This window comes from Neobacillus rhizosphaerae (genome assembly GCF_937468385.1).
Classification (GTDB): domain Bacteria; phylum Bacillota; class Bacilli; order Bacillales; family Cytobacillaceae; genus Neobacillus; species Neobacillus rhizosphaerae.
The window spans coordinates 16,725-43,085 of record NZ_CALBWS010000022.1; the positions used below are offsets into that span (position 1 = coordinate 16,725).

Here is a 26,361-nt window from a genome sequence, read left to right on the forward strand (position 1 = left end):
ATCTACTTTCATTCAAAGCCCCAACCTAACAAAATAAAGGCGGTATGAGCAGAGCTAAGCTACACCTAATTAGTAGTGAAAATTGTATAGTTTACACGACGACCGGATAAATGGAATCCGTTATTGCGGCGCTCCGCCCCTTTTTCACAAAATATATATAGAAAACCGACCAATGTTCGTGTCGATTCGGCCGGTTTTGAATACGCTCTTTATTTGATTTTATCTAAATTATAGGGTGTCAATTCCCCGCTTTCAATAAATTAACAAATGGTTTGAAAATTCTCCATATTTTTGTAATAAAATTGACTTTATTTGTTCTTACTTTAGACAACTAAAGAATAAAATAAAGGACCACCAATGCGGTCCTTTAACTTTTACTTATTTTTGTGATACTGCTTTTGCGGCATTTAAATCTAATGCTGTCCATGCTGTTGGGTCACCAAAAGCTCTAGACCACGTCCCAACACCAGCTAATTGATATTTTACAGCTAAAGCTGCTCGTTTTTGTAACGATAATTCATCTTCAATCCATATTTTAAAGGTAGCTTTTTCTACCTCATCGTAATATTCTGCATAATTTTGACCGCTTTCTTCATCAAAAGTCGGCTGCAGACCTTTTTCAGTCAACCAGGCTTTGACCTTATCCATCGCCAACGCCTTTGCGGTGACCTCAAGGGAACCATCGGGATTTATCTGTTCTTTCCATAGTCTTGCATATAAGGGAACACCAAGAACCAACTTCTCATTTGGAACTTCAGTCAGCAAATTTTGAAGGTTCCTTTCGACCCACGGCAAGCTTGCCACACTTCCAGATCCGGATGAAGCACCTGTATGTTCATCATAGGCCATTACGATCAAATAATCGGCAATTTTAGCAAGTTTTGTTCTTTCATAGAAGGATGACCAGTTGTTGTTTTCACCTGCAGAAAAGGTTATATCCAATGATCCGGCAAGGCCAGCATCATGAAGGTAAGGCATTGCCTCCCTAATGAATTGTGTAACAAACGGTCCATCCTCTTGATTTACGTTTTCAATATCAAAATTAATTCCTTGAAGCTGATACATCTGACTAAAATGAAGCAATTGCCGGATAATCGTTTGGCGTGTTTCAAAGTCTTTTAATGCCTCATGAGTGAGTTTAGGATCAAAGGAATTTGAAAACACTCCCCAAACTTGATAGCCTTTTGCTTGCGCCCATTTACTATAGTCTAGAGAAGCAAGGTTTTTTATCGCTCCATCACTGCCAGCGAGGGAAAACCACGTGGGTGATACAACATTTACTCCGTACATTTTAGGTATTTTTGAAGAGTCAGGATTTTTGGTATAAACCGCTTCCCACGTTAATTGAATCGGTCCATTCAGCTTGGGAATTTGAAAAGTATTGCTTTCGTGCATTACTTTGATGGTTATAGGCGCTCCCTTGTTAACAAAGTCTTTTTTGATATAGCCGCTTATTCCATTTGCCTTCCTAACGAGATAATAATCCTTATTGTCCCCTTCAATGTTGACAATTTCATTTTTGGTCATTTCGGAAACGTATGACGACTGTAAAGTTGGTTTAGTACGCAATCTAAGCTTTTCTTTGTTGATATCCTTATTGGTTAATCTACCTTTCTCATACTTTTCACCATCTTTTTGAATCCAAATGGCCTTACTTTCAGGCAATTTCTTATACTGGATTGAATAAAAGGAGAGAATCGGATCAAGTGCGATGAAAATTTCCCCATTCATCGAAATAATAGGTGAGAGTTGTAAGTTGACGGTCTTTTGATTAACGTAATAGGTTAGTGAATCTGTCGGCATTTGCACGACTTTATCTTGGGTTGTAATAATGACTGATTTTGACTTTTCATCATAAATGATGTTTTTGTCAATGTGTTCCTTCATGAAAGTAAATGGAACAAACATTGTATTTTTTTCAATAATGGCATTCCCTTGTTGAACTCCATCAAACAGAATCGGATTTTCTCCTTGGAAATATGATTTTTTATCAGTTGATGCAAAAGGATATAATAAGAGAAATATGGAAGACAATACAAGCAGTATTGCGATTATTAATCCTCCTACAATCCAACCTGTTGATAATTTTTTATTTTTATGGTAAGTAACACGTGCCATAATTCGCTTCCCCCTCATTTCTATCGTAAGGTATCTTATTGGAAATGAGAAGGTATTTTTGCCATCGTTTTAAAACTTATTAGATTCAGAGATGTTTCGATTGCATGTTTGATAAATGAATTAGTGTTTTTTCGAAAATACATGGTAAAATAGGAGGACTGGATCTTTTGTATGGAATAGGGGCATAGCGCCGCAAAACCGAATCAGAATATCCAGTTTGAGTATTAAATGAGTTGATACTCTTGAAAGTTTTTATTGAAGGAGAAATCGTTAATGGTTCAAATTATTTTAGTCTTGATTCTAGCTTATTTACTTGGTTCCATTCCATCAGGTTTAATAATCGGCAAAGTTTTTTATAAAACAGATATCCGTGAACATGGGAGTGGTAATTTAGGGGGAACGAATACTTTTCGAACGCTTGGTGTTAAAGCTGGGTTAGTGGTTACACTTTCCGATATATTGAAAGGGACGTTAGCCGCTTCATTACCGGTGCTTTTTAACCTTGATATAAACCCATTGCTTGCCGGGGTTTTTGCTGTTATTGGACATACCTACCCAATTTTCGCTGGATTTCGCGGTGGAAAAGCCGTTGCTACCTCTGGCGGTGTTTTGTTGTTCTGTGCCCCACTTATGTTTTTTACGCTTTTATTGGCATTCTTTATCAGTCTTTACATAACAAAATATGTTTCTTTAGCTTCCATGATTGCAGGTATTACTGCTGTCCTGTTTGCCATAATAACCGGGTTTATTCGCGATTGGGACATACCTTTGCTCGTTGTCGTTTTCCTACTTGCATCATTTGTCATTTATCGTCATCGTACAAATATTAAAAGAATCATCAATAAAACGGAACCTAAAATTAAATGGCTATGAAATGAAATCGTAATACGGTTTTACTATCCTCAAGTTTGGTATGGTCAAAGTATAATTCTTAAGGAGTGTATATGAAAAAGAAAGTCATTATCTCTTCTGTTATTATTTTAATATCTATTGCAGCTGCTGTTATCCTTTACATTCAGCAACAGCAAGAACCTATACAGGAAGAAAAGGTTTATCAAGTAAAAAAGCATCAATCACGATCACCACTTAATGTGAATCGGCAGATGACTGAAAAAACAACGCTTGGAGCCATTGGTGATATTTTGATTCATAGCCCAGTATATCAGGATGCCTTTAAAGGTGATAAATACGATTTCGATCCAATGTTTGAATCTGTGAAACCTCTATTAGAAAAACCCGATGTTCTGATTGCTAATCAAGAGAGTATCTTGGGTGGAACAGAACTTGGCCTTTCTGGTTATCCAATGTTCAATAGTCCACACGAGGTCGCTGACGCTCTAGTACATACAGGAGTCGATATTGTTTCGACTGCCAATAATCATACGTTAGATAAAGGTGAAAAAGGCATACAATCGGAAACGTCTTATTTAGATAATATTGGTTTACCACATGTGGGGAGCTTCCTTAATGAAAATGATCACCAAAAATTGAGGATAATGAATAAAGAAGGCATCAAAATTGCCTATCTTGCATATACCTACGGAACGAACGGAATCCCTGTTCCTAAAGGAAAAGATTTTTTGGTAAACCTGATTGACCGTGATAACATGAAGGAAGAAATTCATCGGGCCAAAAAGGAAGCAGATGTTGTCGTGATGAGCATCCATTGGGGCATTGAGTATCAACGGTTCCCTACAAATGATCAAAAAGATTTAGCTAACTTTCTAGCCAACGAAGGTGTTGACGTCATTTTCGGATCACACCCACACGTCTTACAACCAATGGAATGGATTAATACAACCGATGGTCGCAAAACGTTTGTTGTTTATTCATTAGGAAACTTTATTTCAGCGCAGTATAATGATTATAAAGATATTGGCGGTTTAGCAACTATTGAGATTACCAAACATGTTTCTGAAAAAGGGAATACAATTGAACTTTCAAATCCTGTTTTTTACCCGACCTATGTGACAAGTCAAAAATATCATAATTTCCGCGTCGTACCGTTAGAAAAAGCAGGAGCATATGGTCTTCCGAATGCAGATGCAAAATACAAGGAAATTCAGCAGCATATGGTACAATGGCTCCGGTAACTGGGGCTTTTTTTAATATAAATATTATTCTATATTAAAACATCTAGGAATTCTCAGCGAAATACTGGCTGTAAATTCGATTCCTGATGATGATTCTTATATAATAAGACTGTAGCATCAGAAAGGAGTTCAACCAATGAATTTACAAATTACAAATGAAGCAGCTCGATGGTATAAACAGGAACTCAATCTCACAGAAGGCGATCACATTCGCTTTTTTGTTCGATATGGCGGATGCAGTACAGTCCAAAGTGGTTTTTCTCTTGGTATTTCCGCTGAAGAACCAGTAGATATTGGAGCAAAATCAGACATAGAGGGTATAACTTTCTATATTGAAGAAAAGGATTTATGGTACTTGGATGACCATGATCTATTGATTGAATATCAATCAGACTACGACGAACCTGTTTTTCAATATATGCAAAAGGGATAACAAAACAGGCACACTTGAAAAATAGTTATCTCTCAAGTGTGCCTGTTTTGTTTGTCCAAATATGTTCAATTAAGCCTTCTCTTTGCAAAATTTCCTTTTGCTTTGCACCAAGCAAGTCATAATGGGAATAGCCGTCAACCCTGTGATGGATCCATTCTTTTTTCAGACCATACTTGTTACCCCATGCTGCGAGTTTTTCAAGATCATGGCAGCCTACCTTGGTAACTGTCGTACAACCCGGAAAGCGGTCATCCAGCCAATAATGCGTTAAAAAAGCAATTTCTCCACTATCAATTCTTCTTTTCCATTCGATAATTTCTTGTCTTTTAATTCCAAAGGCCATCCTGTTCACCTCAGTTTACCAGTAAATCTAGAAGAAAAGTGTATTTTGTTGCAGGGCTTCCCCAGTTATTTTTTCTTCATTTCTTCGTATTTTAAGTACCATTCAGGAAAAGCCTTTTTGAATGAAGTCGGTCTAAAATTGTCTTTTTTGACAATAATGTGGGTGGATTTCCCCTCAGCACATACTTCATCATCCCCGTTAACAATTGTATAGCCATAAATGGTCTTAATGCCATCGTTTAATTCTACCCATGTCTTTACAAAACTTTTATCGCCGTACCGTAACGGCTTTTTATAGGTGATTTGGATGTCATAGACAGGTGCAAAGTAACCTGACTCCTCCATAGCAAGATAACTATAGCCGAGATCTTCAATAAAACCGGTCCTGCCCAACTCGAAAAACTTTAAATAATTGGCATGATAGATGACACCCATCATATCTGTATCTGCATAGTAAAGCTGAATTTCTCTAGTCGAAACAAAATAATTTTCCACGAGCATCCTTCCCTTCTTGTTCAATCCATTTTTACAACTTACTTAAGGCTTTTTTAACATCATCTTCCTCCAAAAACTTGGAGTTTTCGAATAAGTTTTCATCCTCTTCGATATCCATTAACCTCGAGGCTTGGGCTTGAATCATTTCGTCTACTAAATTTGTAGCAAAACGACCATTCCCCTTGAAATTTTCCTTTTCCAATGTCTTCTTCAATAAATTCTTAGCTTCTTTTGTTAATTGATATTGAAAGCGATCAGCATAGGCTGTCATAATCGTAAGTAGCTCGTCAGGAGAATAGTCAGGAAATTGCAAGAACTTCTTAAATCTAGAGTGAAGTCCTGGATTGCTTTCAAGAAGCTCGTCCATTTCATTTGGGTAACCCGCCAATACCACCACTAAATTTTCATTATGCTTTGTCATTTCATCAACAAGGGTATCAATAACTTCTTTACCAAAATCACCCGTGGTTTGGCCAAACAACGAATAGGCCTCGTCAATGAACAATACACCACCAAGAGCTTCCTTGATTTTTTTTTTTGTTTTCCCAGCTGTTTGACCGACATATCCTGCCACAAAATCAGCCCTGCTGGCAACGATAAGATGCCCTCTTTTTAAAATCCCGCATTCTTTCAAAAACTCTGCATAGATTTTCGCTACTGTCGTTTTTCCGGTACCTGGGTTTCCAGTGAAAACCGCATGTAGTTGTATAGGGACGATTGGGAGCCCTTTTTTTCGCCTGAACTGCTGCATTTTCACAAACGAAATAAGTGATCTCATTTCAACTTTTATGGAAGAAAGACCAATTAAGCGATTCAGCTTTTCCTGTGGTTTGTCTGTATTTTTCTCCCTCTCTGTGCGAAAGTCATCATTATTTAGCAGCATAAAGTTTAAAATATCTTCATTTATTGCCTTGGTGTCTGCTCCTTTTTTAAAAATCGCCTCTAAAACGATATTATGGACTGTGCGAGCATTACCAAATGTTTCATCTACCCGTTCCTGATCAATACGATGGTTTATTTCAATTTTTGCTTCTTCCGTCAAAATGTAATCATTCTCTGAAGCAACCTTTTCTGCGATATGATTTAGCTCTTCATTCGAATAATCAGGTAAATGAATAAAATTTGATTGTGGAAAACGGCTTCGTAAACCAGGATTTGCATCCAAAAAGGTTCGCATTTCTTCAGGATATCCAGCCAGTATGACAGCAAATTTTCCCCCGTACTCACTTCCGGTCATCAGCGATACAAGCGTATCAATCGCTGTCTGCCCATAATCATTTCCTGTTTGTCCTTCACGTTTTAAACTATAGGCTTCATCAATAAATAATACCCCGCCAATCGAGCGTTCCACAACAGCACGGACATTTTCTTCCGTTTGCCCTACGAAGGAACCTACTAACTGAGATCGGTCCGTTTCAATAACTTCTTCCCTTGGCAGAACACCCAGCTCATGATAAATTTTTGCCATCAACCGAGCAAGTGTGGTTTTCCCTGTCCCTGGATTTCCTGTTAAAATCATGTTCAGGCTTAATTCATCCCGCACTTGAAAGCCGAGTTCCTTCCGATGTTTTTGGTATTTTAGAAAGCGGTAAAAATCATTGACGCGTTTCTTTACCGAATCCATTCCAATCATGTTATTTAATTGATCTAGAGCATTTTCTGCCGTTTGGACAGTATTATCCATTTCATCAAATTCTTGCAGCCACTTCTGTTTGATTTCCTCGACACTTAACAAATGCATTTTTAAATTCTCATAAAAGATGGATGTATGAAAAACACCAGTAATCGATTGATCGTATTCTTCCGCAGCTTTCAAAAGGCTTCCAGTCGTCTCCATTGCCGCAGAAAGCAAATGATAAAGTTGATTATACTTATGAATGGGAGCTTTATCGACCATATTTGAGGCCAAATCCAAGCTGTTTTGTACTTTATTAAGCTGCTGATCCGCTCCTGATAAAAAACTTTGACATACATCTATATACTGCTCAGCTGTTTTCTTTTTGGCTGTACGATTATCCGTTTCCCTTATCGGTGGGAAAGATAGTGGAAGGAGTATCTCTTTCAGTTTCATCCATTCAGATCGAATCATAAATTCTTTTGCCCTTTGGTTATCAGGATCCAGTTTTAAGGCATTATCAAGGAAAGCAAGTGCCAATGAGTCCTCCATATGGCGTCCATGTCTTGAAAGTGCTGCAAGGGTTAAGAGGTAAGATAACGTAATAGGTTGAGTTTCGAGACTAATAGCCGAAATTAAACGGCTTTCATCTTTAATAATCCCTGTATCGTTCAGTTCCTTTTCCCACTGTTGCCATTGTGTGTTTTGATTAGGAATTAGGTTTCTTTGTAAATTCATTCTGATCACTTCTTCATAAAAATTTCCCTTCTATCTTACCATACAGATAACGAATACACGAAAAAAGAAGTTCGAATTAGAAAAGCGTAAGCGCCCGTTTAGCGGCGTATGGACTGGAGCGCTTCGACTGAGATAAAGGAAACACGGTGAGCGAAGCGAACCGATGTTGACTTATCGTAGGGAGAAGCGCGAAGTACACTAGCCGCTGGGCGCTGGAGCTAGACAATTCTCGAAGTCGAAAATTTTATACTTTCTTTACTTTTAAGAAAAGCGCAAGGCGCCCACCTATCGGCGTATGGAGCTGGACATTTCTCGAGGTCCAATGTTATAAATTCAAATATAATAAAAAAGGACTTGACAGATTGTCAAAGTCCTTTTTGGAAATTAGTTTAACTTATGATTCATCCTGAATCTCTGCTTTGAAGGAATCGATGCTCTCCTGTCTGCGGTGATTTTTTGCTTCAATTTTCTGGCGTTGCTGTTCACTATCGGTAAATTGCATCGATTCTTCTGCCTTTTCGATATTCTCCGCTGTATCTTGAATCATTGACTGAAGCTTTTCCGCATTATCACTGCGATCATCTGGATTTGGTTTGTTATCATATGACATGTGTAAAATTCCTCCATCAAAGTGTATTTGGTACAAATATAGTTTGTAACGGTCTAGAAAAAATATCACAGAATATAAAAAAATTTTTACCTCAAAAAAAAGACCCACTGGCTAGGCCTAGTGGATCTTATATCCATAAATTATTCACCTTTAGTTTGCATGACTTGGACTTGTTTTCCTGATTTATCTTGCATTTGTTTCCCTTTATTTCCACCAAATCCACGAGGCTGTGTCCCGATATGATCTGGTTTATAACGTTTTGTTTTATACCCTGATTCATTACTCATCTCTTAATCCCTCCTTATGTAGATTTTGCCCATAAGTAGAGGGAACCATGATTGGAAAACTTTGTGATTACTCAGCTTTGCCGAGGCGTTTTTCTTCTAAGCGCTGTTCAATCTTTTCCATTGCAGTACGATCTTTTAAAAGTTGTGATTTATTCTCTGAAACAAGTTCTGCAAAGGAACGTTTTCTTGGTTTTCTCATGGGTATCACCTTCCTTATTTCCTATTGTAACAGTTATTATGCCCGGAAACGGTCGCAATTATTACAACTTTTTGAAAATTATATTGTATTTTTATTTTTATAAAAAAACAAGCAAGAGTCTCAACTTCCAACCCATGCATAGAAATGAAATTGATTGGAGTAGGAAACCCAACATAATAAAGGCGGTTTGTGTAGATCAGAGTATCACTTTATTCATCGTGTAACATGGATATATTTTTTTCGCTACGATTGGATATCCTGATTCATTTTTGCTGTGCGCCGCTTCTTTTCCAAATAAAAAAGACGTTAGAGTAATCCAACGTCTCTCGCTTATTTTAATTTGTTTGTAAGATCCTGCATGTTTTCAAGCTTCATAGAGCCTGTAAATTTATTCTTAATAATACCCTTGCTATCGATAAAATAAGTTGTGGGTATGGATAAAATTTGATAAGTTTCATTTACCTTGTCATCTGCATCAAGAAGGATAGGAAAGGTAATTTTATTTTCGTTAACAAAACCTTGGACATCTAATTGTGGGTCAATGTTTACCGCTAAAATTACCACATCATCTCCGGCTTGTTTATAAAATTGCTCCATTTCCGGCATTTCTGCTTTACAGGGAGGACACCATGTTGCCCAAAAGTTGAGCATTACTTTTTTTCCTTTTAGACTGGACAGTTTAACAGTCTCTCCTGTCAGAGTCTTTAGTTCAAAATCAGGTGCCTTTGCCCCAATGGCAAGACCTTCATTGTTTGCTGTTGTCTGACTTGTAGTTTCGGGTTTTTCTGTCTGTTTATCCATAGCCTGTACAATCGCTACAGTAAGTAAGGTAACTAAAACAACGGCAGCAATTACTTTTTTCATCATACCCCGATCCCCCTTCAATTCATTCGTCGTTCTATGCATTATCGATTTTACACTATAAACTTAGTTGAAACAAAGAATGGATATGCCAAAACTGTGACAATTGAATAAAATGTGATAAAAACAAGTCGATTTTACGTGCTTTTTATAGCAGCTTTTTCAATTCATCCAGGACGTTTTTAGTAACTTTTTCAACTATCAAGTTAACATCGTGTTCTGTTAATGATTGTTCAAGAGGAGGTGTCATTTTCATCGCATGGATTCCCTCAGGAGGAACTGAACCCACAGGGGACACGCCTTGAACTCCCATTTTCGTTTTCATATCAATGAGCGTTTGCACGTGTTCTTTAGATAGTTCCCGGTCTCCATTCAGTTGTTTGGCAATCCAACTGATTTTTGCGGTAAATTCTAACGATTCCATTAAATAATAGGCGTGTTCCAAATCTTTTCCCCAGGTCAAAGCACCATGGTTTTCCAATAACACCCCTTTATGGTGATGAACAAATTTCTTAACGGCGTCAGGCACTTCCTGTGTCGAAGGGGTTCCATATTCCGCAATCGGGATCGTTCCGAGATAGACAACTGATTCTGGCAAAATCGCCTGGTCTAAAGATATTCCAGCAATTGCAAACGCCGTAGCAAATGGAGGATGGACATGGACAACAGCCTGAATATCCGGACGCTCTTGATAAACAAGGAGATGCATTTTCATTTCAGAGGTTGGCCGGTAATCCCCATCAAGTACGTTTCCTTGTCCATCCACTTTCAGAATCATATCTGGGGTCATGAAACCTTTACTTACCCCGGTTGGCGTGATTAGGAATTCATTTTCACTGACTCGAATCGAAATATTTCCGTCATTGGCAGCAACAAATCCCTTGTCATAAATTCTTTTTCCAATATCACAAATTTGTTTTTTATATTTATTTTCCGTCAACATTGGCACCCTGCTTTCCATTCTTACGATTTAAAAAGTTTTGGAAGCGCTTCTTGATAATTTCCGGTTAGTATACCCTTTTCAGTAATAATTGCCGTAACAAGCTCATTGGGGGTGACATCAAATGCTGGATTAAATACCTTTACTCCCTTAGGGGCTGTTCGTTTTCCAAAGCCTTCGGTAATTTCCGCCGCCTCTCGTTCCTCAATTGGTATATCAGTACCTGTTTTTGTTTCTAAATCAATAGTTGATATTGGTGCAGCTACATAGAAAGGAATTTGATGGGCTTTGGCTAATAAAGCGACTCCATATGTTCCAATTTTATTGGCTACATCACCGTTAGCAGCCACTCGGTCACAGCCGACGATTACTGCTTGCACCCAGCCCTTTTGCATTACCATCGCCGCCATATTATCAGTTATAAGCGTGACATCAATCCCAGCTTTCATCAGCTCCCAAGCGGTCAAGCGCGCTCCCTGAAGAAGCGGTCTCGTTTCATCGGCATATACCTTGATATTCCAGCCTTTTTCCTTAGCTAAATAAAGAGGAGCTAGTGCAGTTCCATATCTTGCTGTTGCGATCCCTCCGGCATTACAGTGAGTAAGAATTCCCATACCATCGGATAAAAGTGTTAATGCATGCTCGCCAATGGTACGGCAAACATCTTCGTCTTCATTTCTGATTGTATGTGCTTCGTTTTCAAGTGCTGCTTTAATATGAGTGACTGGCCGTTCTTTTTCCTTTAGTACTCGCTCGTCCATCCGCTTTAAAGCCCAAAATAAATTAACAGCGGTTGGACGTGATGTTGCTAGATAATCAGCTTGTTTTTTAAAAAATGCATAAAACTCTGCAAAGGAATTTTCAGGGGCATCTTTTATTCCAACAACTAAACCATAAGCCGCTGCAATTCCTATTGCTGGAGCACCGCGTACCTTCAATTGTTTAATTGCATCCCAAGCATCTTCAATTTTCGTTATTTCGAGAAATTCGGTTATATTTGGGATTTTGGTTTGATCTAATATTTTTAACACGCCGTTTTCATATGAAACAGATTGTAAAAAAGCAATTTCCATATAAAAGCATCTCCCCGTCTACATAAACAAATCTAACAATTAATTTTTCTTCCAATTAATCTTCTACCAATGTAATTTTAACAATATCCATGACATATGCAATACTTTTCATTTTAGCAAAAAAGTGTTCTTAATTTTAACGCAATTATGTGAAAATTTGATAAGATGAAAGCATGAAATGGAGGGGAATTCGCATGAAGATTCTTGTTTTAGGTGGCAGCCGCTTTTTAGGAAGAACGTTTGTAAAAGAAGCTCTTGCTCAAAACCATGAAGTGACTATTTTTAATCGTGGATTTCAAAATGCGGGGTTAAAAGACGTTGAAATAATTACAGGAAATCGCTTTGGTAACTTAAAGGAGCTTAAAGACCGCTACTGGGATGCTGTTTTAGACACTAGCGGGTTTATTCCCTATACTGTGCAAAATACGACTGACTTTTTAAAGGATCGAGTAAATTATTATACATTTATCTCAAGTATTTCCGTTTATAAAGACTGGGTTCCTGAAAATTTGGATGAGAACTATCCCGTTTTAGAAATGTCGCTCGAAGAAGCAAATGAGCTATCAAAAGATGCTAATGGTCCAATTTATGAACATTATGGGCATTTTAAAGCCTTGTGTGAGCGGATTGCTGAAAAAAATATGCCTGGTCGAGTGTTGAATGTGAGAGCTGGTCAATTAATTGGTCCGAATGATTATACCGACCGTGTTCCATATTGGCTCCATAGAATGGCCAGCGGTGGTAAAGTTTTAGTCCCAGGTAAACCTGAACGTCGGGTCCAGGTTATTGACATTATTGACCTGTCGAGGTGGATACTTAAAATGATGGAAGCTAGGTCTATTGGAACCTTTAATGCAACGGGTCCCGATTATTCTTTAACGATGAAAGAGTTTGTTGATGCATGTATCAAAGTGACAGGGACAGATGTAGAAATTGTTTGGGCGGATGAAACATTTCTGCTTAAACAAAAGGTTGCTCCTTGGACCGAGATGCCGCTCTGGGTACCTGAGAATTCACCATTATCTCCTGAACTTGAGGAACCATGGAGAGGTGCCTTTTCCATTAATATTGAAAAAGCCGTACAGAGTGGGCTAACATTCAGGCCGCTTGAGGAAAGTTTACAGGGAATTTATGAATGGGAAAAAACTCGTAATCTGTCTGAGGGCGAGTGGAAGTCAGGAATGCTTATTGAAAAAGAGAAAAAACTTCTCACCTTATTGAGCATGAAATAAAACAAAAACAGGGCTGATAATCGCGGCGTTGAGACATGCTAGGTGACCGTACATAGGGTTTTATTTCCTTTACGCTCACCTAGAGTCCTGCTATTTGACCGTACTGACAGTTTCACTGCCTATATGGTCATGTAGAGCCCTTCCAAATGATCATTAGTTCCATTCAGAGGTTTTTCTTTTCTTTAAGAAGATGGTTGAATTCCCTATCTAGCACGAAATATTTCGGGTCCTTTTGATCAATAAGTGAGAGCTCACCAAGAATCGCGGCGATCCTATTTTCAATAATCATAAGTGCTTCTTTCCTATGATCTACATCATTCTTTTTATCTTTATTAAAATACTCCTCAGGTTTCATTTCAAAACGCTTAATACCTTGATTTTCAAACACAAGTAGTCGATCACAGAGTTTATTGAGAAAGTAATAATCATGTGAAACGGTAATAATCGTCCCGGAAAACGCAGATAATGTTTTTTCGAGTTGCTCCCTGCTTGGTAAATCGAGATGATTCGTTGGTTCATCTAAAATAAGAACATCGTATTCCTTCATTAACATATCGACTAGCTTTACTCTCGTTCGCTCACCAAGACTTAAAGTCCCAATCGGCTTAGTGATGTGCTGTTCTGTTAAACCTAAATTAGCAAGGTAGGTTCTTGCTTGAAGGATGCTTTCTCTTTCGGTAATCCCTAATGCTTCAATTGCCGTTTTATCTGCTGGTAAATCAGCAACATCCTGACTTAAGTAAGCTATTTTGATTGATTCGCTCTTCCACAGCTCACCTTCAAAGAATGGCTCATTCCCTATTATCATCTTAATTAATGTCGTTTTTCCGCAGCCATTTTCACCTAACAGTCCAATTCTCTCTCCGTGATTAATATAGAAATGGGAATCTTGAAATAGTCTCCGATCCGCGAATGCTTTTGAAAGCCCCTTCGCCTCAATTATCCGTTTGCCTCTTTTCCCTTGGCTGTCAAATTGAAATCTAACAGCAACTTCCTCAGCAGGCTTATCAACCTTGTGTTTATCAAGCTCATTCTGTAATCTTGTCATTTTCGATTTCACTTGATTATCACGTTTTTTCGCCTTTACACGATGATATTCTTTAAAGCCGTTTTGCCTTTTTGAAGGACCAGAACCCTTCTTTGTTGACTCACGGTGAGCTTTTTCTGACCAGGACTTTAATTGCTCCATTTGCGATTCAACCATTTCTACTTGGCGCTGCTGGACATTATATTGGTGGCGCTGGTTCGCTAATTTCTGTTGCTTTTCCTCACGATAGTCACTATAGTTACCGTTGTAAAACTGAATATTACTATTTTCTAATTCAAAGATACGATTAACCGTTTTATTTAAGAAATGGCGATCATGCGAGATAATTAAAACAGGGCCATGGAACTTTGCTAACTCTGAGACTAGCCAGTCAATCCCTGTAAAATCTAAATGATTTGTCGGTTCATCCAAGATTAAAAAATCTGGCTTCGATGACCAAACCATCGATAATGCGAGTTTAAGCTTTTCCCCGCCACTTAAGTGAGACAAACGATTTTCCTTCCAATCATAAACCTTTTTAAGACCTAAACCGCTAGCATGGTGAAACAACTCATTTTCCTCGATACCTACAAAGGATTGCTGGAAATGACTAACTTCATAATCAATCGACTGTGAAAGATATCCAATCCGCAAATCTTTTGATTTTTCAATCATTCCCTTATCTGGACTTAATCTTCCGAAAATTAAATTGGCTAGTGTCGTTTTCCCTGCACCATTATTGCCGACAAGGCCTATTCGTTCCCCATTTTTTATCTCAAAGTTGATATTGTTTAATACTTTTCTTACATGAAAGCTTTTGTCTAAACCTAACCCTTTTACTACTGTCATCTGATTTTTTTGCATAAAAAAACCCCCTTCATGAACCTGAAGTGAGTTCTTATATCGTCAATCATAAACAACCATGAAATATGTTAAACAAATAAACCTATAAAGGTTTGTTTGTTTAAATGGTTTATACGATTAGGATATAAAAAAGGACAGACTAATCCTATTCTTCAGGTTCATCATTTTTCGATTATTCGAATCATGTGCTGAAAAATAAGATTATAATTTCATTGGCCTTTTTTTCATTCCTTTTCGTTTAATACTTTTATTTTATTTAAAATCCAAGGTGGTTGTCAATCATTTCCTGAAAATTCACATCTGAATATGGGATTTCGTTCTCAATTTTATCCTAATAGCATATTTTCCCCTTTCAAAAAACACCACGCCTATAAAGACATGGTGTTTTCATTATATATAATTAAGCTTGTAATTTTTCACGAAGAACCATTTGCAAAATACCGCCATGACGATAGTAATCAATTTCAACTTCAGAATCGAAACGGACAAGAACTTCAAATTCTTTCTTGTTACCAGCTTCGTCCGTAGCAGTCACTTTTAGTAGGTCACGTGGTCTAACGTTTTCATCTACTTGGACATCAATGGTTTCTTTCCCCGTTAAACCAAGTGTTTCAGCGCTTTCGCCTTCTTTAAATTGAAGTGGAAGAACACCCATTAACACTAGATTTGAACGGTGAATACGCTCAAAGCTCTCAGCTAGAACCGTTCTAATACCTAACAGGTTCGTACCTTTCGCTGCCCAGTCACGTGAAGAACCCATTCCGTAATCTTTACCAGCTAGGACAATCAAGCCAGTTCCATTTTCTTTGTACTTCATGCATGCATCATAGATAGATGTAACTTCGCCTGTTGGCCAGTAAGTGGTAAAGCCGCCTTCTGTGCCTGGTGCGATTTGGTTTCTGATCCGAATATTTGCAAATGTGCCACGCATCATGACTTCGTGGTTCCCACGACGTGAACCGTACGAGTTAAAGTCACGAGGCTGAACGCCTTTTTCTAATAGATATTTTCCAGCAGGAGTATTTTTCCCAATTGCTCCGGCAGGTGAAATATGGTCAGTAGTGACAGAGTCCCCGAACTTACCAACCACACGTAGTCCTGTTAATGGCTCTACTTCACCTGGTTCAGGTGATAAACCTTCAAAGAACGGTGGATTGGCGATATAAGTGGAATCCTCATCCCATGTATATAATGGTTCATTGCTTGTTTTGATTTCGTTCCAACGCTCGTTGTCGCCGAACACGTTCTCGTATTCTCTACGGAAAAGTTCAGGTGTAACGGTGCGTTTTACGACATCATTGACTTCTGCTGTTGATGGCCAAATGTCCTTAAAGAATACGTCATTTCCATCTTTATCTTTCCCAATTGCTTCAGATGCGAAATCAATATTCACTGTACCAGCAAGAGCGTATGCCACAACTAATGGTGGTGAAGCAAGGTAGTTTGCTTTTACAAGAGGATGAATACGTCCTTCAAAGTTACGGTTTCCAGAAAGAACAGATGTAACTAAGAGATCGTTTTCCGCGATAGTTTTTTCGATTTCTTCCTTTAATGGACCAGAGTTACCGATACAGGTTGTACAGCCATAACCAACAAGGTTGAAGCCGATTTGCTCCAGGTATGGAAGTAGCCCTGAATCACGAAGATATCCAGTTACCACTTTAGATCCTGGTGCTAAAGAAGTTTTAACAAATTTAGGAACTTCCATTCCAAGTTCAACAGCTTTTTTCGCAACAAGTCCAGCACCTACTAAAACGTATGGATTAGAAGTGTTTGTACAGCTAGTGATGGAAGCAATCGCAACAGCACCTGTTTTAATTGTCGTTTCATCGCCGTTGTTGAATTTAACAACTGCGCTCTTTTCAAGTTCATCAGTCTGTAAGCCGAAACCTTGGTTTCCTTGTGGTGCAGAAACAGCTTTCACGAATTCATCCTTCATTTTTGAAAGAGGAATTAAATCCTGCGGACGCTTTGGACCGGAAAGATTTGCTTCTATTTCAGAAAGCTCAATTTCGATTACATCAGTGTAGACTGGTTCATCTGATGGATTGAAAAATAAGCCGTTTTCTTTACAATATTGTTCAACTACTTTTACCTGATCTTCATCACGGCCTGTTAAACGTAAATAAGCAAGAGATTCATCGTCAATGGCGAAGAAGCCACAAGTTGCCCCATATTCAGGAGCCATGTTAGCAATCGTAGCCCGATCTGCAAGTGGAAGTGTAGAAACTCCAGGTCCGAAATATTCAACGAATTTCCCTACGACACCATGCTTACGAAGTACTTGCGTTACTTTTAAAGCAAGGTCAGTTGCAGTTGCGCCGTTTGGTAGCACGCCAGTTAATTTAACGCCAACTACTTCAGGAACAGGGAAATAGGATGGCTGACCAAGCATTCCAGCTTCAGCTTCAATTCCTCCAACGCCCCAGCCAAGTACGCCAAGACCGTTAATCATAGTAGTATGAGAGTCAGTACCAACTAATGTATCTGGGTATGCTTCTAGTTCACCATCAGTTTCAGCAACGTGAACGACGTCTGCTAAGTACTCAAGGTTTACTTGGTGAACGATACCGGTTGCCGGTGGTACAGCACGGTAGTTATTAAATGATTTTTGCGCCCAGCTTAGGAATTGGTAGCGTTCAGCATTTCGTTCGAATTCATAATCCATGTTAATTCTTAATGCATCACCTGTACCGTATTCGTCAACCTGTACGGAGTGGTCGATAACTAAATCAACAGTTTTTTCAGGATTGATTTTGTCTGGATCGCCACCTAAGTCTGCCATTGCTTTTCTTAAGGAAGCAAGGTCAACTACTGCTGGAACTCCAGTGAAGTCTTGCAGGATTACACGTGAAGGCTTAAATGGAACATCCACTTCTTTCAGCTCATCTGTTCCCCATTTTGCTAAGTTTTCAACGTGCTCTTTTGTGATGACACGTCCATCGTATTGACGAAGGACAGATTCAAGTAGTACTTTTACGGAATAAGGCAATTTGGATACGTTACCAATGCCTGCCTCTTCCAATGCACTTAAACGGTAATAGTGGTAGCGTTTACCGTTTACTTCAAAGGAAGAATGTGCGTTAAATACGTCATTTTTTACCATGTGTAAAAACCCCCTCATTCGTTATCATAAAAACAAAATGAACGAAAAGTCGAAAAGTTTGAATTTTCCCATCCAGCTTTACTTTTCTCACAATTCTAATCTTAATACAACCCACTATATAAGTAAATAACAAGAAAGTTATTGCGTTTGATAAGTTTTTCTTATGTTTTTTATGTATAGAGCTCTCAATATATAGAAAATCTTATCATTGCTAATGTCTTTTTCCTTAAGTTAAGTTGGTTGTCTTTCTTTATTATTATGGCAAAAAAACGATTCTTTGTCATTTTTTTAGGCACAAATGGAAATATTAACAACTAAGGGGGTGAATCGAATGGCAAAAAAACAGAAGGCAAACCATGTCATACCTGGAGCAAATGCTGCCAAAGCTCAAGGGCAGGGAGTTGGATTCAATGAGGAAATGGCAAATGAACCTTTAACTGTCAAAGAGCGAATGAACAATAAAAAGCGAAAAAAGAATCAATAATAGCAGGAGGGGGTGGCCTCCTGCTTTCCTTATTCGGTCATATTTACCTCTGTAACCATATTTTTAAGGTCCTGTTGGAAACGTTCTAACTGAGACCTTTGGTGTTCTGATGCTACCTCAAATGCATTCGCTATCTGCTGATATGCTTCATTTACTTCGTTCTTTAAATGCTTAAGCTGATGCCCGTAGCTGGCACTATCACTGACAATTGTTTCAAAAAGCCCTTGTGCTTCCTCATATCCTTGCTGTGCTGCCTGAAAAGCCTGCTGTTTGTCCTTATTGTAAGGAAATTTTTGCATAAATGTCTCACTCCTTCATTTTATATACCCTTTAAATTGCTCAGAACTAGAAAAAATATTCAGCATAAAAAGATTTATTGATTGCATCCTAAATGTTGAGGAGGGATAAAAATGAACAAAAACGACGGAAAAGATATGCGTAAAAATGCTCCTAAGCAATCAGGACAGCCAGAACCGATGAGCGGTTCTCACAAAGTTAAGAATCGCAATCATACCCGGGCTAAACACAACTCGCATCATGATATGTAAAAAAGCAGCTCCAACCTTTAGGCTGGAGCTGCTAGAATTAAATCCTCTCAAGGTTCACATGGATTAACGAATCAAGTATATGTATTTCATCTTCTGGAGTTACCGTCCTGAGATCAATAATATACTCATCTTTTTGGATGCGTGCGATAATAGCCGGTTTCGATTCTGTACGTAATTTTCTGCTTAGCTGTACCGCCGTTAACGAATCATGTTTTAACGCGATAACCTTTGTTGGCAGCACTACATCAGGCATCGTTCCCCCGCCCACTTGGCTTGAATCTGGAACAATATTCACTTGATAGCTGTTTGTTTTTTGTAACAAGTTTGCAACGAAAACTCTCGCCCTTTCGTCTAATTCATTAATTGAAACTAATAAATCACGTACGGTAGGGATATTCCGTATCGCGTTTTCGCCGCGGGCATAGTCGATTAAAGTCCCTTCAAGTGCAGCCAAGGTCATCTTATCGACACGGACCACTCTGGCTAACTGATGTTTTTTCAAGCGGTCAATGATTTCTTTTTTTCCAGCGATAATTCCTGCTTGTGGACCGCCAAGGAGCTTGTCACCACTAAAGGTAATAACATCTGCCCCCATTTCTATAACCTCTTTCACGACTGGTTCTTCACCAATACCATGCTTCCTAAAGTCGTATAAGGCACCACTTCCGAGGTCTTCATAAAAAATGACATCATCGAGCTTTTGGGTTAAATCAATAAGTTCTTCTGTTTCGACAGATTTTGTGAAACCGATGACCTTAAAATTACTGGTATGGACCTTCATGACAATCGCAGTTTCTGGGGTCACTGCTTTCTCATAATCGTACAGATGTGTTTTATTGGTTGTTCCCACTTCTATAAGTGATGCACCGCTTTCCTCCATAATGGAAGAGATACGAAAAGACCCGCCGATTTCAACAAGCTGCCCCCTTGATACAATGACTTCTTTATTCTTTGCAAATGCCCTTAAAACAAGGTAAACGGCAGACGCATTATTATTGACAACCATGGCAGACTCGGCACCGGTGATTTCTTTAATTAGATCTTCTACATGACTATGTCTTGAACCCCGTTCCCCTTCATTTAGCTTATATTCAAGGTTTGAATAGCTTCTTGCCGTTTCAACCACATGATTAATGGCATTCTCGCTTAACCTAGCCCTACCAAGATTGGTATGTAAAATCGTTCCTGTCGCATTTATTACTTTTTCAATCGTATAGGAAAACTGTTTTTTCAAATTAGCTTTTAGGATCAAAAACAAATCTTCAATAAAATGGCTTGTACCAGGCACGCTCCCTGTCCATTTATCATTTATGATTGCATCCCTAATTTGATCAACCACTTCTTTTAACTGCTTCGTTAACTGTGTATGATCAAGATTACTTTCTTCTAGTAAAGACAAAAACGTACCATGATTTTGAAGTTCATGGACAGCTGGAATTGAACGTAGCCATACTTTCACAAGCAAAAACTCCTTCACTAATCCTTCTTTTGCCCTATTATATCACATCAGTTTCACGTTTTATGTCTGAATGAATAAAATGAAACGTGCAAGGGGGATTGGATATGATAAAAAAGAAACCGCTTCAAAAACAGACTTTTGATTTTGATTTAATGGAAAAGTGGTTAGAGAACTATTTTCTCGATCCACTTACATCCTATTATGATCAGACTCAATTTCAAATTGATCTTTATGAGACAGAGAAGGAATGGATTGTTGAAGCCATTCTAAGTGGATTTGAGGCATCGGAAATAAAGGTATATATAGAAGAAAAAAAATTAATGATTTCAGCTTCAAAATCCCCCCCTTCCCCGAAGCAACAAAAACGGATTCGTTCAATTGATTTCCCCTTTCAGATAATTACACAAGACATATCCGCAACTTTTTTAAATGGAATTCTAGAGGTGTTTATTTCAAAGACAGAAAAGGGATTAGGAAAAAATAGATTTATTACGCTTCCTTAAAGTTAAGTATGATTCATTTTTTTCTTAGTCGGTTTACATAACAATATTATCGAAAACATTAAAGCCTCATAACCTAAATCGGTATGAGGCTTTATCTTATTTTGAAGAAATAATTTCAATCATTTCTTCAGTATTCGGAAAAATGCCTGTGTCCAGCTTAGAGTATATTTTCTCCCCATTAACCGTCACTTCGAACGCGCCCCCTGAACAAGGAATCAGCTCTAACTTTTGAATATTTCGATAAAAATGGTTAAATAACTCCTCTGCGAAACTCGCAGCCTTTGATGAATAGTTTCATTGCATGCAAAATTCGACAATTATATGGTAGGTCTTCATAAATCTCCTCCTAAAAAAGTCCTTTCATACATCATGATAGTAAAAATATTTTATCCTATCCCCCTCTTGTTCCGCAAATATTCTGCACGATTAGTGCGGATTTATTCCGGAAGAGTTATACTAATAAAATGGAGGTGGACATGTTGAGTGAAAAAGAAAAAATTCGCCTGACCTCATTATCTACAAAAGCTGGTTGAGGCTGCAAAATTGGTCCTGAGGACCTGGCGCAAGTTTTGCGCTTATTACCAAAACAAGAACCTGTTCCTGAATTAATAGTGGGACTTGATACATCAGATGATGCTGGGGTCTATCGTTTAACCGATTCCATAGCACTAATCCAAACCGTTGACTACTTTACCCCAATCGTGGATGATCCATATATGTTTGGCCAAATTACAGCGGCAAACGCATTAAGTGATGTCTATGCCATGGGTGGCGAACCAAAAACTGTATTAAATATTGTTGGTTACCCAATAAAGAAACTCGGAGCGGAAATGCTTTCCGAAATACTACGCGGTGCAGCTGATAAAGTAAAAGAAGCGGGTGCGATTACTGTTGGCGGTCATTCAATAGATGATCAAGAACCTAAATTTGGACTTTCCGTAACAGGAATTGTTCATCCCGATAAAGTATGGAAAAATGTTGGTGCACAACCAGGGGATGTTCTTGTATTGACTAAACCAATTGGTGTGGGCATCCTGACAACCGGGATCAAAAGAAGTGTAGTAACACCAGAGCAGGAGCAAATCGTAACCGAAACGATGGCAATGCTGAATAAAACAGCAGCAGAAGTGCTAACTAATTATCATCCTCATTCTGTCACAGATGTAACCGGATTTGGCTTGCTTGGACATGGTAGTGAAATGGCCCGTGGTAGTGGGGTGAGCTTTGAAATTTCATTGAGCAAAGTACCAATTCTCGAAGGAACATTTGATTTAGCCAAAAATGGCGTGGTTCCAGGAGGGTCTAAGTCCAATCATAATTGGTTACGGGATGACGTTGCCTATGAGGACGATATTCTTCCTGAAGAACAACTTGTCCTTTGTGATGCGATTACCTCGGGAGGACTCCTTGTATCGCTTAGTGAAGAGGAAGCCGGTAATTATGTAGACCGATTACAATCTAATGGATTAGTCTATACCTCAATCATTGGACGCGTTACCGAGAAAAAAGAGACACTTATTTATGTAAAAAGATAAACAGCGAAGCTATAGCGGCTTTGCTGTTCCTTTTTTTAAGGCGTTTTTTTCATAGATGGTTGCTTTTTTTGAAATGTTAGGACGATCTGACCATTACCCTGCAACTCGCTGATATATCACAAAAGTCGCTGATAAACGTAACATTGTCGCTGATAAAACCATAGAAGTCGCTGATAAACCATTTAAACTCGTCGATAAAGCTGAATATAGCAAGACCTTTTAAAGAAAAATTGGTGGAATTCGCCTTTAAAATCATGAAACGAAAAAAATTACCATCCTAATCAATGGATTTAGGGGGATTTAGTAAGAAAAGCACCTGTATTTACGAAAATAGCTTTTATGGTAAAATATTTTATTATTTCGTAAGGTTTATTGCGATATTCGACCCCAAAAAGTCGGAGTAAGATATCTCTACATCGACCTTTTCACAGATTTCCACCTCGAAAGCCCAAGTAGAACCCCTCTACATCGGCCCTTTCACAGATTTCCACCTCGAAAGCCCAAGTAGAACCCTTCTACATCGACTTTTTCACAAATTTCCACCCCGAAATCCAAAGTAGAACCCCTCTACATCAACTTTTTCACAGATTTCCACCCCGAAAGCCCAAGTAGAACCCCTCTACATCGACTTTTTCACAGATTTCCACCCCGAAAGCCCAAGTAGAACCCCTCTACATCGACCTTTTCACAGATTTCCCCCTCGAAAGCCCAAGAAGAACCCCTCTACATCGGCCTTTTCACAAATTTCTATCCCGAAAGCCTAAGTAGAACCCCTCTACATCGACCTTTTCACAAATCCCTCCCCCTTAAAGGTACATTAGAAAATAAAGTAGGATGAACATGAAAAAATCCTGAACCATTTTGGTCCAGGATTCATCCAATTATAGTTTCTGACGGAGTTTTTCAAGCATATCCTTCGTCATTCGATCTAAATCATACTCGAATTTAAAGCCCCATTCCTCTTTTGCCGCACGAGCATCAATTGAATTTGGCCAGCTATCGGCAATTTTTTGACGAGCAGGATCAACATCATAAGATATTTCAAATCCTGGAACATACTTCGCGATACTCGCAGCAATTTCTTCTGGATCAAAGCTCATCGCTGTGACATTAAAAGAATTCCGGTGCTGCAATTTGGCTGAATCGGCCTCCATTAAATCAACGATGGCATTCAAAGCATCCGGCATGTACATCATATCCATGTAAGTGCCTTTATCAATGTACGAAGTATATTTGCCATTCTTGACAGCTTCGTAGTAAATTTCAACAGCATAATCTGTAGTTCCACCGCCTGGCATTGCAACATAGGAAATTAAGCCTGGGAACCGTAATCCTCGAGTGTCGACGCCAAACTTATGGAAATAGTAGTCAGCCAATAATTCCCCAGCTACCTTGTTGACTCCGTACATCGTGGTTGGACGCATAATCGTGTCCTGTGGAGTCTGATCCTTTGGCGTTGATGGACCAAAGGCACCGATAGAGCTTGGAGTGAAAAATTGCGCATTTAACTCTCTAGCTGTTTCAAGTCCATTCATCAGACCACCCATATTTAAATTCCAGGCAAATACGGGCTTTGCTTCGGCTGTTGCCGAAAGAAGTGCGGCTAAATGCATGACTGTATCAACATTGTATTTTTTGGCTATCTCCACCATTTTGTTTAAATCAGTCACATCGACAGTTTCAAAGGGACCACTTTGCGCTGCTTCACTGTTATTCTTTTTTATATCTGTTGCAATAACATTATCTGTGCCATAGATGTCTCTTAGCTTTAAGGTTAATTCAGATCCAATTTGCCCTAAAGCTCCTGTGATTAATATACGTTTCATCGTTTCTCCGTCCTCTTCACTTATGCTAAATAATTCTGGCTTTCTTTATAGGGGTGTTAGCTTATCGTCCAGAATGTCTCTGCTTTTTGATTAAATAACGCCCATTTCCTTGCCGACTTTTTCGTAAATCGCAATAGCTTGATCAAGCATTTCTTTTGTATGTGCAGCTGTTGGCATATTACGAACACGTCCAGTCCCTTGTGGAACGGTTGGGAATACAATCGCCTTCGCGTATACCCCCTCTTCATTCAAACGTTTGCTAAATTGCTGGGTTAAGGATTCGTCACCAATGATACATGGAGTAATCGGTGTTTCACTACTTCCGATATTAAAACCTAATTCCTTTAAGCCTTTTTTCAGATAGTTGCCATTATCCCATAATTTTTTATTAAGCTCTGTACTTTCCATCAAAATCTCGATCGACTTCTTGCTTGCTGCCACATCTGCTGGTGTTAACGATGTTGAGAAAAGGAACGGGCGGCTGCGGACTTTTAACCAGTCAATTAAATTTTTCTTTCCTGCAACATAGCCACCAACGACACCAATTGCTTTTGAGAGCGTGCCGATTTGGAAATCAATTTTATCAGAAAGCCCGAAATGCTTAACGGTCCCAGCTCCATCACCCAGAACACCGGAGCCATGGGCATCATCAACATATGTAATTAAATCAAATTCCTCAGCAATCTTGACGATTTCCGGTAGTAACGCGATATCCCCATCCATTGAAAATACGCCATCGGTAATCACCATTATCTTATTGTAAAGACCGGACTCTTTTGCTTCTTTTGCTTTTGCACGTAAATCTTCCATATCGGAGTGGTTGACACGGATAATTTTTGCTTTTGATAGCCTGCAACCGTCGATAATCGATGCATGGTTTAATTCATCAGATAAAATGGCATCATTTTTATCCATTACTGCTGAAATGGCCGCCATGTTACAATTAAAACCTGATTGGTACGCAATGGCTGCTTCGGTATATTTGAATTCAGCTAATTTCTCTTCTAATTCGACATGAAGCTTGAGGGTACCATTGATGGTGCGAACAGCACCAGCACCCACACCATATTTTTCAATGGCGTCAGTAGCTGCTTTTTTTAGTCGGTCATCGGTGGCAAGTCCTAAATAGTTATTGGAAGATAAATTGACTAGTTCTCTGCCATTAATCTTAATAACTGGTCCATTTGGGCTTTCTAGCGGATCGATGACATTATAAAGACCTTTGCCCTTTAAATCTTCAAGATTTTCATTTAAAAAATTTTCCAATATGTTACTGGACACGTTCATATTCCCCCTTAATTCGTCTGAACCTGGTAATGTCGTTTTAAAAGAAACATTTGTCCTTGGTACGCGGACACTTGAATTCTAATTAAACGGCAGTACAGTAGGATTCTCAAAGTATACTTTATCATATATTTTCAAAATTGTTCATACCTCGTGGACAAAGTTATGAAAAATATTTTTCTTCATTTTTAGATTACCCAATTCGAAATCAGGATATTTGCTAAAAAGAGCTAGTTGAATAATGATATGAATTGAATTACTATTCTTTAAATGAAAAAACGGTATAATAAATTATACTCTGAAAGAGAAAAGAAAGGATGTCGCTCGTGTCGTTTATATATTCGCTTCTTTATACCACCATCATCGGTGCAATATTCGTTTACTTGTTAATTTTTACATATGATTTGTTATATGGTGAAAAACAAGAAAAACAAATAAAAAAAATCCAAAAATATTTTCGGAATGAAACAATTAATAAGATTGAACAGATAGAACATGAGCCCAAAAAACACACAATATATCAGATTCAAACAGAGAAGGAAACAAAACGAGTAAAAATAAAGCCAGGCTATAAAGTCGTTAAATTAGTTCCAAAAAAGAAAAAAATAACGAACCCGTCCTCATAAGGGGAATTGGTTCGTTATTTTTTCAAAATGATTTTTACAGCTGGTTATGCCGCATGCAGACAC

25 protein-coding genes and 1 pseudogene are annotated in these 26,361 nt (G+C 38.5%); 9 read left to right on the plus strand and 17 right to left on the minus strand.

Annotation, left to right across the window (positions count from 1 at the left end; translation table 11 throughout):
• Nucleotides 1–378 precede the first annotated feature (378 nt).
• Nucleotides 379–2,118, minus strand: a complete 1,740-nt coding sequence (locus M5A78_RS15825) for a glycosyl hydrolase family 18 protein (protein ID WP_248736244.1) — start codon at nucleotides 2,116–2,118, stop codon at nucleotides 379–381.
• Between the two features lie 273 nt (nucleotides 2,119–2,391).
• Here M5A78_RS15825 and plsY point away from each other — a divergent pair, with 273 nt between their 5' ends.
• The 3 genes from plsY (at nucleotide 2,392) to M5A78_RS15840 (ending at nucleotide 4,644) form a co-directional block, all read left to right on the plus strand.
• Entirely contained in the window at nucleotides 2,392–2,991 is a 600-nt protein-coding gene (gene plsY / locus M5A78_RS15830; protein WP_248736245.1) for a glycerol-3-phosphate 1-O-acyltransferase PlsY, read from the plus strand.
• A 71-nt stretch (nucleotides 2,992–3,062) separates the two neighbouring features.
• The gene (locus M5A78_RS15835; RefSeq protein ID WP_248736246.1) at nucleotides 3,063–4,211 is read left to right on the plus strand and encodes a CapA family protein; all 1,149 of its coding nucleotides are present in this window, start codon (nucleotides 3,063–3,065) and stop codon (nucleotides 4,209–4,211) included.
• A 136-nt stretch (nucleotides 4,212–4,347) separates the two neighbouring features.
• A complete protein-coding gene (locus tag M5A78_RS15840) occupies nucleotides 4,348–4,644 on the plus strand; it encodes a HesB/YadR/YfhF family protein (RefSeq protein ID WP_248736247.1) in 297 nt (98 codons plus the stop codon).
• 25 nt (nucleotides 4,645–4,669) lie between these two features.
• Here M5A78_RS15840 and M5A78_RS15845 read toward each other — a convergent pair whose 3' ends face one another.
• The 9 genes from M5A78_RS15845 to mtnA all read right to left on the minus strand — a co-directional run bounded on the left by M5A78_RS15845 (nucleotide 4,670) and on the right by mtnA (nucleotide 11,804).
• Nucleotides 4,670–4,987: a hypothetical protein gene (locus M5A78_RS15845; protein ID WP_248736248.1), complete on the minus strand. Its 318-nt coding sequence runs from the start codon at nucleotides 4,985–4,987 to the stop codon at nucleotides 4,670–4,672.
• A gap of 65 nt (nucleotides 4,988–5,052) precedes the next feature.
• Nucleotides 5,053–5,481 carry an acyl-CoA thioesterase gene (locus M5A78_RS15850; protein WP_406603713.1) on the minus strand — a complete coding sequence of 143 codons (429 nt, stop codon included), beginning with the start codon at nucleotides 5,479–5,481 and terminating at the stop codon, nucleotides 5,053–5,055.
• Nucleotides 5,482–5,512: 31 nt separating this feature from the next.
• Nucleotides 5,513–7,834: an AAA family ATPase gene (locus tag M5A78_RS15855; protein WP_248736250.1), complete on the minus strand. Its 2,322-nt coding sequence runs from the start codon at nucleotides 7,832–7,834 to the stop codon at nucleotides 5,513–5,515.
• A gap of 394 nt (nucleotides 7,835–8,228) precedes the next feature.
• Nucleotides 8,229–8,444, minus strand: a complete 216-nt coding sequence (tlp, locus tag M5A78_RS15860) for a small acid-soluble spore protein Tlp (RefSeq protein ID WP_248736251.1) — start codon at nucleotides 8,442–8,444, stop codon at nucleotides 8,229–8,231.
• A gap of 140 nt (nucleotides 8,445–8,584) precedes the next feature.
• A complete protein-coding gene (locus tag M5A78_RS15865; protein ID WP_248736252.1) occupies nucleotides 8,585–8,731 on the minus strand; it encodes an acid-soluble spore protein N in 147 nt (48 codons plus the stop codon).
• A gap of 67 nt (nucleotides 8,732–8,798) precedes the next feature.
• Nucleotides 8,799–8,930, minus strand: coding sequence for an FbpB family small basic protein (locus M5A78_RS15870; protein ID WP_248736253.1), 132 nt, complete (start codon nucleotides 8,928–8,930; stop codon nucleotides 8,799–8,801).
• 330 nt (nucleotides 8,931–9,260) lie between these two features.
• On the minus strand, nucleotides 9,261–9,797 hold the full coding sequence (locus M5A78_RS15875; RefSeq protein ID WP_248736254.1) for a TlpA disulfide reductase family protein: 537 nt from the start codon (nucleotides 9,795–9,797) through the stop codon (nucleotides 9,261–9,263).
• Nucleotides 9,798–9,939: 142 nt separating this feature from the next.
• Nucleotides 9,940–10,734 (minus strand): class II aldolase/adducin family protein, encoded by a 795-nt coding sequence (locus M5A78_RS15880; protein WP_248736255.1) that lies wholly within the window; start codon nucleotides 10,732–10,734, stop codon nucleotides 9,940–9,942.
• Nucleotides 10,735–10,754: 20 nt separating this feature from the next.
• Nucleotides 10,755–11,804 (minus strand): S-methyl-5-thioribose-1-phosphate isomerase, encoded by a 1,050-nt coding sequence (gene mtnA / locus M5A78_RS15885; protein ID WP_248736256.1) that lies wholly within the window; start codon nucleotides 11,802–11,804, stop codon nucleotides 10,755–10,757.
• Nucleotides 11,805–11,998: 194 nt separating this feature from the next.
• Here mtnA and M5A78_RS15890 point away from each other — a divergent pair, with 194 nt between their 5' ends.
• Nucleotides 11,999–13,036 (plus strand): NAD-dependent epimerase/dehydratase family protein, encoded by a 1,038-nt coding sequence (locus M5A78_RS15890; protein WP_248736257.1) that lies wholly within the window; start codon nucleotides 11,999–12,001, stop codon nucleotides 13,034–13,036.
• Nucleotides 13,037–13,199: 163 nt separating this feature from the next.
• On the opposite strand, the gene abc-f is transcribed toward M5A78_RS15890, so the two are convergent.
• Both abc-f and acnA read right to left on the minus strand, forming a co-directional pair.
• Complete coding sequence (gene abc-f, locus M5A78_RS15895) at nucleotides 13,200–14,927, minus strand: ribosomal protection-like ABC-F family protein (RefSeq protein ID WP_406603714.1); 1,728 nt, start codon at nucleotides 14,925–14,927, stop codon at nucleotides 13,200–13,202.
• A gap of 400 nt (nucleotides 14,928–15,327) precedes the next feature.
• The gene (gene acnA / locus M5A78_RS15900) at nucleotides 15,328–18,033 is read right to left on the minus strand and encodes an aconitate hydratase AcnA (protein ID WP_248736258.1); all 2,706 of its coding nucleotides are present in this window, start codon (nucleotides 18,031–18,033) and stop codon (nucleotides 15,328–15,330) included.
• A 331-nt stretch (nucleotides 18,034–18,364) separates the two neighbouring features.
• On the opposite strand from acnA, the gene sspO reads away from it, so the two are divergent.
• Nucleotides 18,365–18,517, plus strand: a complete 153-nt coding sequence (gene sspO / locus M5A78_RS15905) for a small acid-soluble spore protein O (protein WP_248736259.1) — start codon at nucleotides 18,365–18,367, stop codon at nucleotides 18,515–18,517.
• Nucleotides 18,518–18,546: 29 nt separating this feature from the next.
• Here the strand turns inward: sspO and M5A78_RS15910 are convergent, their stop codons facing one another.
• The gene (locus tag M5A78_RS15910) at nucleotides 18,547–18,816 is read right to left on the minus strand and encodes a hypothetical protein (protein ID WP_248736260.1); all 270 of its coding nucleotides are present in this window, start codon (nucleotides 18,814–18,816) and stop codon (nucleotides 18,547–18,549) included.
• A gap of 111 nt (nucleotides 18,817–18,927) precedes the next feature.
• Here M5A78_RS15910 and M5A78_RS15915 point away from each other — a divergent pair, with 111 nt between their 5' ends.
• Complete coding sequence (locus M5A78_RS15915) at nucleotides 18,928–19,065, plus strand: small acid-soluble spore protein P (protein WP_248736261.1); 138 nt, start codon at nucleotides 18,928–18,930, stop codon at nucleotides 19,063–19,065.
• A gap of 37 nt (nucleotides 19,066–19,102) precedes the next feature.
• On the opposite strand, the gene selA is transcribed toward M5A78_RS15915, so the two are convergent.
• Nucleotides 19,103–20,524, minus strand: coding sequence for an L-seryl-tRNA(Sec) selenium transferase (gene selA, locus M5A78_RS15920; RefSeq protein ID WP_248736262.1), 1,422 nt, complete (start codon nucleotides 20,522–20,524; stop codon nucleotides 19,103–19,105).
• 104 nt (nucleotides 20,525–20,628) lie between these two features.
• Here selA and M5A78_RS15925 point away from each other — a divergent pair, with 104 nt between their 5' ends.
• Nucleotides 20,629–21,027, plus strand: coding sequence for an Hsp20/alpha crystallin family protein (locus M5A78_RS15925; protein WP_248736263.1), 399 nt, complete (start codon nucleotides 20,629–20,631; stop codon nucleotides 21,025–21,027).
• A 96-nt stretch (nucleotides 21,028–21,123) separates the two neighbouring features.
• On the opposite strand, the pseudogene M5A78_RS24990 reads toward M5A78_RS15925, so the two are convergent.
• A pseudogene (locus M5A78_RS24990) lies at nucleotides 21,124–21,309 on the minus strand (Rdx family protein); the annotation flags it as partial.
• A 194-nt stretch (nucleotides 21,310–21,503) separates the two neighbouring features.
• Between M5A78_RS24990 and selD the strand changes: the two are divergent.
• The gene (gene selD, locus M5A78_RS15930; RefSeq protein ID WP_406603715.1) at nucleotides 21,504–22,562 is read left to right on the plus strand and encodes a selenide, water dikinase SelD; all 1,059 of its coding nucleotides are present in this window, start codon (nucleotides 21,504–21,506) and stop codon (nucleotides 22,560–22,562) included.
• A gap of 881 nt (nucleotides 22,563–23,443) precedes the next feature.
• Here selD and M5A78_RS15935 read toward each other — a convergent pair.
• Nucleotides 23,444–24,388, minus strand: a complete 945-nt coding sequence (locus M5A78_RS15935) for an L-threonine 3-dehydrogenase (RefSeq protein WP_248736264.1) — start codon at nucleotides 24,386–24,388, stop codon at nucleotides 23,444–23,446.
• Nucleotides 24,389–24,478: 90 nt separating this feature from the next.
• The gene (locus M5A78_RS15940; RefSeq protein ID WP_248736265.1) at nucleotides 24,479–25,669 is read right to left on the minus strand and encodes a glycine C-acetyltransferase; all 1,191 of its coding nucleotides are present in this window, start codon (nucleotides 25,667–25,669) and stop codon (nucleotides 24,479–24,481) included.
• A 329-nt stretch (nucleotides 25,670–25,998) separates the two neighbouring features.
• Between M5A78_RS15940 and M5A78_RS15945 the strand changes: the two genes are divergently transcribed.
• Complete coding sequence (locus M5A78_RS15945) at nucleotides 25,999–26,298, plus strand: hypothetical protein (protein ID WP_248736266.1); 300 nt, start codon at nucleotides 25,999–26,001, stop codon at nucleotides 26,296–26,298.
• Nucleotides 26,299–26,361: the final 63 nt, after the last annotated feature.

Excerpts from the sequence above, each read along its gene's own strand:
- M5A78_RS15825 (WP_248736244.1), bottom strand. The coding sequence starts at position 2,118 with ATGGCACGTGTTACTTACCATAAAAATAAAAAATTATCAACAGGTTGG.
- plsY (WP_248736245.1), top strand. The coding sequence starts at position 2,392 with ATGGTTCAAATTATTTTAGTCTTGATTCTAGCTTATTTACTTGGTTCC.
- M5A78_RS15835 (WP_248736246.1), top strand. The coding sequence starts at position 3,063 with ATGAAAAAGAAAGTCATTATCTCTTCTGTTATTATTTTAATATCTATT.
- M5A78_RS15840 (WP_248736247.1), top strand. The coding sequence starts at position 4,348 with ATGAATTTACAAATTACAAATGAAGCAGCTCGATGGTATAAACAGGAA.
- M5A78_RS15845 (WP_248736248.1), bottom strand. The coding sequence starts at position 4,987 with ATGGCCTTTGGAATTAAAAGACAAGAAATTATCGAATGGAAAAGAAGA.
- M5A78_RS15855 (WP_248736250.1), bottom strand. The coding sequence starts at position 7,834 with ATGAATTTACAAAGAAACCTAATTCCTAATCAAAACACACAATGGCAA.
- tlp (WP_248736251.1), bottom strand. The coding sequence starts at position 8,444 with ATGTCATATGATAACAAACCAAATCCAGATGATCGCAGTGATAATGCG.
- M5A78_RS15865 (WP_248736252.1), bottom strand. The coding sequence starts at position 8,731 with ATGAGTAATGAATCAGGGTATAAAACAAAACGTTATAAACCAGATCAT.
- M5A78_RS15870 (WP_248736253.1), bottom strand. The coding sequence starts at position 8,930 with ATGAGAAAACCAAGAAAACGTTCCTTTGCAGAACTTGTTTCAGAGAAT.
- M5A78_RS15875 (WP_248736254.1), bottom strand. The coding sequence starts at position 9,797 with ATGATGAAAAAAGTAATTGCTGCCGTTGTTTTAGTTACCTTACTTACT.
- M5A78_RS15880 (WP_248736255.1), bottom strand. The coding sequence starts at position 10,734 with ATGTTGACGGAAAATAAATATAAAAAACAAATTTGTGATATTGGAAAA.
- mtnA (WP_248736256.1), bottom strand. The coding sequence starts at position 11,804 with ATGGAAATTGCTTTTTTACAATCTGTTTCATATGAAAACGGCGTGTTA.
- M5A78_RS15890 (WP_248736257.1), top strand. The coding sequence starts at position 11,999 with ATGAAGATTCTTGTTTTAGGTGGCAGCCGCTTTTTAGGAAGAACGTTT.
- abc-f (WP_406603714.1), bottom strand. The coding sequence starts at position 14,927 with ATGCAAAAAAATCAGATGACAGTAGTAAAAGGGTTAGGTTTAGACAAA.
- acnA (WP_248736258.1), bottom strand. The coding sequence starts at position 18,033 with ATGGTAAAAAATGACGTATTTAACGCACATTCTTCCTTTGAAGTAAAC.
- sspO (WP_248736259.1), top strand. The coding sequence starts at position 18,365 with ATGGCAAAAAAACAGAAGGCAAACCATGTCATACCTGGAGCAAATGCT.
- M5A78_RS15910 (WP_248736260.1), bottom strand. The coding sequence starts at position 18,816 with ATGCAAAAATTTCCTTACAATAAGGACAAACAGCAGGCTTTTCAGGCA.
- M5A78_RS15915 (WP_248736261.1), top strand. The coding sequence starts at position 18,928 with ATGAACAAAAACGACGGAAAAGATATGCGTAAAAATGCTCCTAAGCAA.
- M5A78_RS15925 (WP_248736263.1), top strand. The coding sequence starts at position 20,629 with ATGATAAAAAAGAAACCGCTTCAAAAACAGACTTTTGATTTTGATTTA.
- M5A78_RS15935 (WP_248736264.1), bottom strand. The coding sequence starts at position 24,388 with ATGAAACGTATATTAATCACAGGAGCTTTAGGGCAAATTGGATCTGAA.